This is a genomic window from Pseudomonas sp. LG1D9 (assembly GCF_002949995.1).
Lineage (GTDB): Bacteria > Pseudomonadota > Gammaproteobacteria > Pseudomonadales > Pseudomonadaceae > Aquipseudomonas > Aquipseudomonas proteolytica.
In genome coordinates, this window is sequence record NZ_CP026881.1 from 4,711,970 (window position 1) to 4,723,452 (window position 11,483).

Below are 11,483 nucleotides of genomic sequence, written 5' to 3' on the forward strand. Positions count from 1 at the left end.
TTATCCCTCCGTACCGGTTTTACGGTGTCGAAGGGCATAACCTGGGTTATGCTCTTGGCTAGAAGTTGCGTTGTGTTCAGCACGCTGTACCCGAATTCGGTGTGGAGTGCCGTTTGCGTTCCAACGTTCGGGCCACAGGTCGATTGGCTTGAGGCCGAGCGCCCGCGCAATGGCTCGCTCCATCCGCGGATATGCGGTGCGCTTGGCGTTTTTGACGGCAGCGTCTGTAACGTCAAGCTCACGTGCCAATGTGGCGAGTGACGTACCTCTGGTACGAAGTTGGTATTTGATCCATTCCCATCGCTGGGCTGGATCAAGCGGGATTTCGGTTTTGTTCATGCCTAGCGTCCATTCATAAACACCGGCAAGGGTGTTTTTTTGGGATGTCTAACGTTACCTAGGGCATAAACATAGCCAAATATAACTACGTGGTAAAGCGAAAAATGGCTTTTCGCTTTCCATCTTTGGCTGGGTGGTGGTTGATTTTGTCTATCTCTTTGATCTGTAAGGCTTTATCGAGAAAGCGAAATTTCGCTTTGTGCAGGGATGCCGTTTCGGATAGCTCAAGGGAGAAAGCGAAATGAGTGAAGGGCTTGCGGAGCGTATTCGGCAATGCGCCGAGATAGCGGGAAGTGGCGATGAGCTGGCGCGACTTACCGCTATACCCCGACGCACTCTTGAGTATTACCTCACCGGGCAAAGTGAGCCTAAGGTGGCGCGGTGTGTAGACATCGCTAAGGCGGTCGGCGTGGACATTGGCTGGCTGGCTTCTGGTGAGGGGGAGAAGTTGAAAGGAGCCGCGTCCCAATCTGTTGCGGAGGACAAGTACGCCTATGTGCCGCTGTACGATGCGCACTGTAGTGCGGGGCACGGCGCTTGGAGCGAAGGGGCCACGGTCCTAACCCAGCTTGCGTTCACGGCGTACTCGCTTCGCAAGCAAGGCCTGGACGCAGCGCGACTGTCCGCAATCCGAGTGGACGGGGATTCGATGGAGGGCCTGCTAAGCGATGGCGATACTGTGATGATTGACCACAGCCGCAGTACGCTTGAGGGAGAGGCTGTCTATGTTATCCGGCTGGATGACCATCTCTATGCGAAGAGGCTCCAGCGGCAGTTTGACGGGTCTATTCACATCATCAGTGAGAACAAGGCCTACCGCGATATGGTCGTCCCCAGGGAGCAGTTGAACGATCTGGAGATAATTGGGCGCGTGGTGTGGGCTGGCGGCTGGATTTGACTCGCAAGGTATAATATCAACCTACAGAGGCGGCGTTGGCCCGGTGCCAAAGGTTTCGCTAAACTGGCACAAGGCCAACGCCTCAACTCAATTTGATCTGTTTAATGCTTGGCGACGCTTTGGCATTGGTTTGAGTAACAGCGCATTCCTCAACCCCTTGCCCCGCCTGGCCTGTCGCACTATCTCCCGCCATATCCCGGCTCATCCCACTCACTTCCTACCAGTGCCATATCTAGAACCTCCTCACACGAAGCTGCATTCCCCTGTGGGAGCGGGCTTGCTCGCGAATGCGGTGTATCAGTCAATATATCCATCACTGACCCACCGCATTCGCGAGCAAGCCCGCTCCCACAAGGGGGACGCGCACGCTTCGACGATCAGGCCGGCTGTCAGGCCGCCTCGCTCTGCTTGTGATTTTGATCTTAGGCGCCCCGTTAAACCACGCTGGCCGTCATCCGATATTGATTTGGGGGGTAAACCGGCAGGACGCCGGTTTAGCCGCGCTGGGCCATGGATGGCCCATCGCGGCGGCCCCCCAAATCAATGTCGGATTACGGGCACACCGAGCCTAGGCGAGGTGCCGAGTGGTGGGGCAAGAGCGCTTTGGTTACTTTCGCGCTCTTCGAAAGTGACCCGCCGTCAGGGCGGAACCCTAAGTGGCCGTGACCGCAGCAACGGATATGTACACACCCCCAAAAGAGCAACTTGTGCAGATCCTAATGCCCCATCATTACCCGATAAATTGGCTGACACGCGAACAAACCCACCCCCACATTTTTGTACCCCGCATCCATTAGATTTGTGTGTCTGGATATTCGCTGCACAAAATTTTCACACTTCATCCAAGACAATTCCCCCGCTTTATTTTCCTGCCACGGTCCCTCTGTGCCGCCAGGAGCCCTGCGCGATGAGTAATCAATAGCGTTGCCGACGTTGATCGGGCACCATCTGCCCACCGCGTAATACCCTGGACCCTGTGCCTTTACTGGCCGGGGCAGGACGCCGCTGCATTATTTCGCCACTTAAACTTCCAATGGGTCCTCAAACAACATGGCAAACCCGGACGCCCTGAATCAGCAGCGAGCTTCTAATCGCCTGCTGCAACCCACCGTCAAATCCCACCTGGCCTACACGCTGCTTTGCGCGCTGGTCATGATGGTGATGCTCTCCCTGCTGCGACTCGGGCTGTTGGTCTACAACAGCGACATGATGCTCGACACCCCGGCCTCGACCTTCCTTGAAGCGTTCGTCAACGGCCTGCGCCTGGACTTGCGCCTGGTGGTGTACCTGAGCATCCCGCTGATCCTGGCGCTGTTCAGCGTGCGCGCCATGGCCGCCCGCGGGTTCTTCCGGTTGTGGCTGACCGTGGTTTCCAGCATCGCGCTGTTCCTTGGCCTGATGGAGATGGACTTCTACCGCGAGTTCCACCAGCGCCTCAACGGCCTGGTCTTCCAGTACGTCAAGGAAGATCCGAAAACCGTGATGAGCATGCTCTGGTACGGCTTCCCGGTGGTGCGCTACCTGCTGGGCTGGGCCGTGGGTACGTTTATCCTGAGCATCGCCTTCAAAGGCGCTGATCGTGCAACGCGGCCCCGTGGCCCGTTCAGCGGTGGCACCGTCGGCACCCGCCAGGTTGCCCCGTGGTACAGCCGCATCGCCGTGTTCGTGGTGTGCTTGCTGATTGCCGTGGTCGCCGCGCGTGGCACCCTGCGCCAGGGCCCGCCGCTGCGTTGGGGTGACGTTTACACCACCGACTCCAACTTCGCCAACCACCTGGGCCTCAACGGTACGCTGTCGCTGATCGGTGCGGCCAAGGCGCGTTTCTCCGAGCATCGCGAGAACGTCTGGAAAGCCACCCTGGAGCAACCGCTGGCCACCCAGACCGTGCGTGACATGCTGGTGTTGCCTGACGAAAAACTGGTGGATACCGACACCGCCGCCGTGCGCCGTGACTTCACGCCACCGGCCGAGAAGACCCTGCCGATCAAGAACGTCGTGGTGATCCTGATGGAAAGCTTCGCCGGTCACTCGGTGGGCGCGTTGGGTAGCAACGGCAAGATCACGCCGTACTTCGATGAGTTGACCAAGGAAGGCCTGCTGTTCGACCGTTTCTTCTCCAACGGCACCCACACCCACCAGGGCATGTTCGCCACCATGGCGTGCTTCCCGAACCTGCCAGGCTTCGAATACCTGATGCAGACCCCGGAAGGTAGCCACAAGTTGTCGGGCTTGCCGCAATTGCTCAGTGCCCGTGATTTCGACGATGTGTATGTCTACAACGGCGACTTCGCCTGGGATAACCAGTCGGGCTTCTTCAGCAACCAGGGCATGACCAACTTCATCGGCCGCAATGACTTCGTCGACCCGGTGTTCTCCGATCCGACCTGGGGCGTGTCCGACCAGGACATGTTCGACCGTGGCCTGCAAGAGTTGAAGGCGCGCGAGGGCGGTAAGCCGTTCTACGCGCTGCTGCAAACCCTGTCCAACCATACGCCGTACGCCTTGCCGACGCCGTTGCCGGTCGAGCCGGTGACTGACCGTGGCCGCCTCAACGAACATTTGACGGCCATGCGCTACTCCGACTGGGCCCTGGGCCAGTTCTTCGAGAAGGCCCGCAAAGAGCCGTACTTCAAGGACACCCTGTTTGTGATCGTCGGCGACCATGGTTTTGGTAACGAGCAACAGATCACCGAAATGGACCTGGGCCGCTTCAACGTGCCACTGCTGCTGATTGCCCCGGGCATGCAGGACAAGTTCGGCGTGCGCGACCACACCGTGGGTACGCAGATCGACATCGTGCCGACCATCATGGGCCGCCTGGGCGGCGAAACCCGTCACCAGTGCTGGGGCCGTGACCTGCTCAACCTGCCGGAAGGCGACAAGGGCTTTGGCGTGATCAAGCCATCGGGCAGCGACCAGACCGTGGCCTTGCTCACGGCTGACCGTGTGTTGGTATTGCCCAAGGAGATGCCACCGAAACTGTGGCAATACGAACTGGGCGCCAACCCTACCGGCAAGGTAATCCCTGAGTCGGCGGATGAGGCACAACTCAAGCAGAAACTTGAGTCGTTCCTGCAGACCGCTACCAAGAGCCTGCTGGATAACACCGCAGGCGTGGTAGACGGCAAGCCGGACTAATCGCCAGGCAATAAAAAAGAGGCCTTCTTCAAGGCCTCTTTTTTTGCATCTTTTTTTTGTAGGAGCGAGCTTGCTCGCGAAAAATGCCCAGGCAACACCTTTGTTCTGGATAACCGCAGTGCGGCTGAGTTCTTCGCGAGCAAGCTCGCTCCTACAGTTATGCAATCAACGCCGTTATATCTTGCCCAGCAACAACAGAATCAACAGCACCACCAGCACCGTACCGAGAATACCCGATGGCCCATAACCCCAGTTGCGCGAGTGCGGGAACACCGGTAGGCCGCCGACCAGCAGGAGGATCAGAACAATGATAAGAATGAGGCTCATAGGTTGTTTTCCTTATTCGTCTTCTGAAAAGACCTGATTGTTAATTGTCAGAGCCGCACATCTAAAACGGCTGCCTTAACCAATCCGACTCCTGCACTTTGCAGAAAATTCCCTGTTTTTTTAAAGCGATTTGGCCACTGGCTTATTTCCTTTTTAATTGTAGTGCGGCTTCGCACTTAGTTTAAAAAGATTGAACTAACCCCAGGCCCTGGCATCCGACCGGGCCCTTGGTTTGCCCGCGGCATTCAGCAACTTGATGGTGCATGGGGCGGTGAATAACCTTCGCTACACTGGCGCGTACTTCTTCCCTGAACCACAAGGCTACTTCCTATGCAAAATCGCATGATGATCACTGGCGCCGGATCCGGCCTGGGTCGCGAAATCGCTCTGCGCTGGGCCCGCGAAGGTTGGCAACTGGCCTTGTCGGATGTCAGTGAGCCGGGTTTGCAGGAAACCCTCGCGCTGGTGCGCCAGGCCGGTGGCGATGGCTTTATCCAGCGCTGCGACGTGCGTGACTACAGCCAGCTCACTGCCTTTGCCCAGGCCTGCGAAGTCAAGCTGGGCGGTATCGATGTGATCGTCAACAACGCCGGGGTCGCCTCCGGTGGGTTCTTCAGTGAATTGTCCCTGGAGGATTGGGACTGGCAGATCGCAATCAACCTGATGGGCGTGGTCAAGGGCTGCAAGGCCTTCCTGCCGCTGCTGGAAAAAAGCAAGGGCCGGATCATCAACATCGCCTCGATGGCGGCGCTGATGCAAGGCCCGGCCATGAGCAACTACAACGTGGCCAAGGCTGGTGTGGTGGCGCTTTCGGAAAGCCTGTTGGTGGAACTCAAGCAGCAGGAAGTCGGGGTACATGTGGTTTGCCCGTCGTTCTTCCAGACCAACCTGCTGGACTCGTTCCGCGGCCCCACCCCGGCGATGAAGGCCCAGGTCGGCAAGCTGCTGGAAAGCTCGCCGATCACGGCGGCGGACATCGCCGATTACATCTACCAGCGCGTGGCGGCCGGTGAGTTCATGATCCTGCCCCACGAACAAGGGCGGATGGCCTGGGTCTTGAAGCAGAAAAACCCGCAGTTGCTGTATGACGAAATGACCAGCATGTCGGAAAAAATGCGCGCCAAGGCCCAATCGGTCAAAAGTTAACGGGCGCAGGGGCAAGTGTGGTTCAGGCGCTTGTTGTGGCTAGGGGGCTTGCCCCCTAGCCACAGAGTAAACGGTGTGTTTGGTTTTTTGCTCTTTTGCGGCGTTTTTTATATTTGTCTGTCAGTAAAGTTAACCAAGGCTTGTAGGGGAGGTCTGTTTAGCTGGCAAGGCATTGATGGGGCATGGGGGAGGGCGCATGGTCGATGTCCGGTAACTTTCAAAGGACAAACGGCATGCTGGTACTTAGCCGCACCGTAGGCGAAATCATTTCCATCGGCGATCACATCACCCTGCGGATCCTGGAGGTCAACAACTTCCAGGTGAAACTCGGCGTGGAAGCGCCGGCAGGGGTCAATGTGCATCGGGCGGAGGTCTACGAAAAGATCCGCAACCTGCAGGGACAGCCGGTGCCCGTGGCCAACCCTTAGTCGAACAGATGCTTGGGCACGTCGTGCTTGAGCATCAGTTGGCACTGTTCACTCTCCGGATCGAAAACGATCAGCGCCTGGCCCTTGGTCAACGCCTGGCGTACGCGCAGTACGCGGGTTTCCAGGGGCGTGTCGTCGCCGTTATCGGTGCCGTCGCGGGTGACGAAGTCTTCAATGAGGCGGGTCAGGGTGTCGACTTCAAGTGCATCGTGGGGAATCAGCATACAAGCCTCAAATGGTTGATCCCGGCGATCCTACTGTGCCGGGATCATTGTTGCCAGCTTCAGGATTTCTGCCCGACCAGGCTATCCACCGACGGCACGCGGGTGTCGCTCTCCATTTGCGTCTCGTGCTCCAGTTGATGGCTGAAGCGGTCCAGGGAACCCTGGGCGGGCTGGGCATCGCTGGCAAATACCGGAGGGCTGAGGATGTAGGCGCCAAGCAGGCGACTCAATGCCGCCAGGCTGTCGATATGGGTCCGCTCGTAACCGTGGGTCGCATCGCAGCCGAAGGCCAGCAGCGCCGTGCGGATATCGTGCCCGGCCGTCACGGCCGAGTGGGCATCGCTGAAGTAATAGCGAAACAGATCGCGGCGTACCGGCAATTCATGGTCGGCGGCCAGGCGCAGCAGGTGACGGGACAAATGATAGTCGTAGGGCCCGCCGGAATCCTGCATCGCGACGCTCACGGCATGCTCGCTGGAGTGCTGGCCGGGGGCGACCGGTGCAATGTCGATGCCGACGAATTCGCTGACATCCCAGGGTAATGCCGCCGCCGCGCCGCTGCCGGTTTCTTCGGTGATGGTGAACAGCGGGTGGCAGTCGATCAGTAACGGTTCACCGCTGTCGACGATCGCCTTGAGCGCCGCCAGCAAGGCGGCGACCCCGGCTTTGTCATCCAGGTGACGGGCGCTGATATGGCCGCTCTCGGTGAACTCCGGCAGCGGGTCGAAGGCCACGAAGTCGCCGACACTGATCCCCAGGGAGTCGCAATCGGCACGAGTGGTGCAGTAGGCATCCAGGCGCAGTTCTATATGGTCCCAACTGATCGGCATTTCATCCACGGCGGTATTGAACGCGTGCCCGGAAGCCATCAGCGGCAGGACGCTGCCACGGATCACGCCATTGTCGGTGAACAGGCTCACGCGGCTGCCTTCGGCAAAGCGGCTGGACCAGCAGCCCACGGGGGCCAGGGTCAGGCGGCCATTGTCCTTGATCGCCCGCACGGCAGCGCCGATGGTGTCCAGGTGCGCGGAAACCGCGCGGTCCGGGCTGTTTTGCTGGCCCTTGAGGGTGGCGCGGATGGTCCCGCGACGGGTCATTTCAAAGGGGATGCCCAGTTCTTCGAGACGCTCGGCGACGTAACGCACGATGGTGTCGGTAAAGCCGGTGGGGCTGGGGATCGCGAGCATTTCCAGCAGCACTTTCTGCAGGTAGTTGAGATCCGGTTCGGGGATGGTTCGGGTCATGGAAACTCCTGATGAGTTGAGGGCATCGATGGTTTCGATGAGGGGGCTGAGGGTATTGGGTGCCTGGGCTGGCCTCATCGCGGGCAAGCCCGCTCCTACAGTTGATCGCGTACCACTGTGGGAGCGGGCTTGCCCGCGATGAGGGCCGACCAGTCAACGCCTATCTCAAGCCGTGGACTGACTATGGGGAAACAACAGATCCACGAATTTCTCCGCAGTCGGTTGCGGTTCATGATTGGCCAAGCCGGCGCGTTCATTGGCTTCGATAAATACATATTCCGGCTGGTCGGCGGCCGGCACCATCAGGTCCAGGCCCACCATGGGAATGTCGAGGGCGCGAGCGGCACGCACGGCAGCGTCTGCCAGGGTCGGGTGCAGGATCGCCGTGACATCTTCCAGGCAACCGCCGGTGTGCAGGTTGGCGGTGCGCCGCACGGCCAGCACTTCGCCGGAAGGCAAGATGCTGTCGTAGTCGTAACCCGCCGCTTTCAAGGTGCGCAGGGTTTCGTCGTCCATGGGGATGCGGCTTTCGCCATCGGTGGCCGCCTGGCGTCGGCGGCTTTGCACTTCGATCAACGCACCGACGCTGTGCTTGCCGTCACCGATCACCTGGGCCGGGCGGCGGATGGCGGCGGCCACCACTTCAAAACCAATGACCAGGATGCGCAGGTCCAGGCCTTCGTGGAAGCTCTCCAGCAATACCCGCGAGTCAAACTGGCGCGCCGCCTCGATAGCGCTTTGCACTTCTTCGATGGTCTGCAAGTCCACGGCCACGCCCTGGCCCTGTTCCCCGTCCAGCGGCTTGACCACGATGCGCTGGTGTTCGTCGAGGAACTCCAGGTTATCGTCGGCGCTGGCGGCCAGTTGCTGCGACGGTAATTTCAAACCGGCGGCGCTCAGGGTCTTGTGGGTCAGGCTCTTGTCCTGGCACAGGGTCATGCTGATGGCGCTGGTCAGGTCGCTCAACGACTCGCGGCAGCGCACCCGCCGCCCGCCATGGCTGAGGGTAAACAGCCCGGCATCGGCGTCATCTACCTGCACGTCGATCCCGCGTCGGTGGGCTTCTTCGACAATGATCCGCGCATAGGGATTGAACCCCGCCTGAGGCCCCGGGCCGAGGAACAGCGGTTGGTTGATGCCATTCTTGCGCTTGATCGCGAAGGTGGTAAGGGCACGAAAGCCGAGCTTGGCGTAGAGGCTTTTCGCCTGGCGATTGTCATGCAATACCGACAGGTCCAGGTAACTCAGGCCACGGCTCATAAAGTGCTCGATCAGATGGCGCACCAGCACTTCACCGACCCCCGGCCGCGAGCATTGCGGGTCTACGGCCAGGCACCAGAGGCTGCTGCCGCTTTCCGGATCGTGGAAGGCCTTTTGATGATTGAGGCCCATGACGCTGCCGATCACCGCGCCGCTGTCTTCGTCCTCGGCCAGCCAGTACACCGGGCCACCTTGATGGCGCGGGGTCAACAGGTTGGCATCCACCGGCAACATGCCGCGGCCCTGGTACAGGCGATTGACGGCCTGCCAGTCGGCTTCGCTCTGTACTCGACGAATGCGGAAGCCACGAAACACCCGGGTCGCCGGGCGGTAGTCGGTGAACCACAGGCGCAGGGTGTCGGACGGATCAAGGAACAACTGTTGCGGATCGATCCCGAGGATCTGCTGGGGAGCGGCCACATACAGGGCGATATCCCGTTCCCCCGGCTGCTCGTTGAGCAACTCCAGGGCCAGGCTCGCCGGGTCAGGGAAGGTATGGCCAATCAACAATCGGCCCCAGCCGCAATGCACGGCGATGGGTTGCGCGCTGGGTTCGCTGCCGTCTTCGGCCAGGCGCGCTTGCAAGCGCTCGTAGGAAGGCGCCTGGCCGCGCAGCAGGCGTTGGCTGTAGGCCGTGGCGTGAGGTTTCATCAATCAGAGTCCTTGTTCGCTGAGCCACAGGTTCAGCGCTGCCAATTGCCACAGCTTGGAGCCGCGCAGCGGGGTCAGTTGGCCTTGTGGATCGGTGAGCAGGCGGTCGAGCATCGCCGGGTTGAACAGGCCGCGATCCTGGCTGGGGTCTAGCAGCAGGTCGCGCACCCAGTTCAAGGTGTCACCCTGCAAGTGCTTGAGGCCGGGCACCGGGAAGTAGCCTTTCTTGCGGTCGATGACCTCACTGGGGATGACCCGGCGCGCCGCTTCCTTGAGTACTTGCTTGCCGCCGTCCGGCAGCTTGAATTTACCCGGCACTCGGGCCGACAACTCCACCAGGCGGTAGTCGAGGAACGGCGTACGGGCTTCCAGGCCCCAGGCCATGGTCATGTTGTCCACGCGCTTGACCGGGTCGTCCACCAGCATCACCGTGCTGTCCAGGCGCAGGGCCTTATCCACCGCGGCATCGGCCCCCGGCTGTGCGAAATGTTCGCGCACGAAGTCGCCGGCGGCGTCATTGGCGGTCAGCCATTGCGGCGCGACAGTGGCGGCGTAATCGTCGTAGCTGCGATCAAAAAACGCATCGCGATAGGCAGCGTAAGGATCGCTGGCCCCGTCCACCTGCGGGTACCAGTGATAGCCGGCAAACAACTCATCGGCTCCCTGGCCGCTTTGCACTACCTTGCAATGCTTGGCCACTTCCCGGGACAGCAGGTAGAAGGCGATGCAGTCATGGCTGACCATCGGTTCGCTCATGGCGCGGAACGCGGCCGGCAGTTGCTCGATGATCTCGCTTTCGGCGATGCGCAATTGGTGATGCTGGGTGCCGTAGTGTTTGGCGATCAGGTCCGAATACTGGAATTCGTCACCACGTTCGCCGCCGGCATCTTCAAAACCGATGGAGAAGGTCGACAGGTCCTGCACGCCCACTTCCCGCAACAGGCCCACGAGCATGCTCGAATCCACCCCGCCCGAGAGCAGCACGCCCACATCCACCGCGGCGCGTTGACGGATCGCCACGGCTTCGCGGGTGCTGTCGAGCACGCGGTCGGTCCAGTCTTCCAGGGTCAGGTTTTTTTCATCCTCATGGGGGCCGTAGGGCAGGGTCCACCAGGTTTTCTGCTCGGTGGTGCCGTTGGCATCGATACGCATCCAGCTGGCAGGCGGCAGTTTTTCGATACCCGCGAGCAACGTGCGCGGCGCGGGCACCACGGCATGGAAATTCAGGTAGTGGTTGAGCGCCACCGGGTCGAGGATCGGGTTGATATCGCCGCCCTTGAGCAGCGCTGGCAACGCCGAGGCAAAACGCAGGCGCTGGCCGGTGCGCGACAGGTACAAGGGCTTCACGCCCAGGCGGTCACGGGCGATGAACAGGCGCTGGCTGTCGCGCTCCCAGATCGCGAAGGCGAACATGCCGTTGAGCTTGGGCAGCAGTGCTTCGCCCCAGGCGTGGTAGCCCTTGAGCAGCACTTCGGTATCGCCACCGGAATAAAACGCGTAACCCAGGGCTTCGAGTTCGCTGCGCAATTCGGGGAAGTTATAGATCGCGCCGTTGAAGGCCAGGGACAGGCCCAACTGGGCATCGACCATCGGTTGGGCGGAGCCATCCGACAGGTCCATGATTTTCAGGCGCCGATGGCCCAGGGCAATCGGCCCTTGGGCATGGAAACCCCACGCGTCGGGGCCGCGAGGGGCCAAGTGATGGGTGATGCGCTCAATGGCTGCCAGGTCGGCAGGTTGGGCATCGAAACGTAACTCTCCAGCTAATCCGCACATAAATTCCTTACCGGTTTTTCCGTTGGGGAGGGATAAAAACGCACCCGTCAAT

General features: G+C 60.3%; 10 protein-coding genes. 4 read left to right on the top strand and 6 right to left on the bottom strand.

The features are described from left to right. Positions 1-339 (bottom strand): helix-turn-helix domain-containing protein, encoded by a 339-nt coding sequence (locus C5F71_RS22140; RefSeq protein WP_104911949.1) that lies wholly within the window; start codon positions 337-339, stop codon positions 1-3. 241 nt (positions 340-580) lie between these two features. Here C5F71_RS22140 and C5F71_RS22145 point away from each other — a divergent pair, with 241 nt between their 5' ends. Together C5F71_RS22145 and C5F71_RS22150 are read left to right on the top strand one after the other, a co-directional pair. Continuing rightward, the gene (locus C5F71_RS22145; RefSeq protein ID WP_104911950.1) at positions 581-1,237 is read left to right on the top strand and encodes a helix-turn-helix transcriptional regulator; all 657 of its coding nucleotides are present in this window, start codon (positions 581-583) and stop codon (positions 1,235-1,237) included. 1,050 nt (positions 1,238-2,287) lie between these two features. After that, entirely contained in the window at positions 2,288-4,375 is a 2,088-nt protein-coding gene (locus C5F71_RS22150) for an LTA synthase family protein (protein ID WP_029298760.1), read from the top strand. Between the two features lie 174 nt (positions 4,376-4,549). Here the strand turns inward: C5F71_RS22150 and C5F71_RS22155 are convergent, their stop codons facing one another. Then, on the bottom strand, positions 4,550-4,702 hold the full coding sequence (locus C5F71_RS22155; RefSeq protein WP_032863216.1) for a DUF3309 family protein: 153 nt from the start codon (positions 4,700-4,702) through the stop codon (positions 4,550-4,552). A 330-nt stretch (positions 4,703-5,032) separates the two neighbouring features. Here C5F71_RS22155 and C5F71_RS22160 point away from each other — a divergent pair, with 330 nt between their 5' ends. After that, positions 5,033-5,848 carry an SDR family oxidoreductase gene (locus C5F71_RS22160; protein ID WP_104911951.1) on the top strand — a complete coding sequence of 272 codons (816 nt, stop codon included), beginning with the start codon at positions 5,033-5,035 and terminating at the stop codon, positions 5,846-5,848. A 233-nt stretch (positions 5,849-6,081) separates the two neighbouring features. Continuing rightward, complete coding sequence (gene csrA, locus C5F71_RS22165) at positions 6,082-6,276, top strand: carbon storage regulator CsrA (protein WP_092235078.1); 195 nt, start codon at positions 6,082-6,084, stop codon at positions 6,274-6,276. Here the strand turns inward: csrA and C5F71_RS22170 are convergent. The 4 genes from C5F71_RS22170 to C5F71_RS22185 all read right to left on the bottom strand — a co-directional run bounded on the left by C5F71_RS22170 (position 6,273) and on the right by C5F71_RS22185 (position 11,431). After that, positions 6,273-6,500, bottom strand: coding sequence for a YheU family protein (locus C5F71_RS22170; protein ID WP_003172962.1), 228 nt, complete (start codon positions 6,498-6,500; stop codon positions 6,273-6,275). The two genes, csrA and C5F71_RS22170, sit on opposite strands and share 4 nt — an antisense overlap. 59 nt (positions 6,501-6,559) lie before the next feature. Beyond that, complete coding sequence (locus C5F71_RS22175; protein ID WP_029298753.1) at positions 6,560-7,744, bottom strand: osmoprotectant NAGGN system M42 family peptidase; 1,185 nt, start codon at positions 7,742-7,744, stop codon at positions 6,560-6,562. 165 nt (positions 7,745-7,909) lie between these two features. Continuing rightward, the gene (gene ngg, locus C5F71_RS22180) at positions 7,910-9,655 is read right to left on the bottom strand and encodes an N-acetylglutaminylglutamine synthetase (protein WP_092235081.1); all 1,746 of its coding nucleotides are present in this window, start codon (positions 9,653-9,655) and stop codon (positions 7,910-7,912) included. Positions 9,656-9,658: 3 nt separating this feature from the next. Beyond that, a complete protein-coding gene (locus C5F71_RS22185) occupies positions 9,659-11,431 on the bottom strand; it encodes an N-acetylglutaminylglutamine amidotransferase (protein WP_029298748.1) in 1,773 nt (590 codons plus the stop codon). Positions 11,432-11,483: the final 52 nt, after the last annotated feature.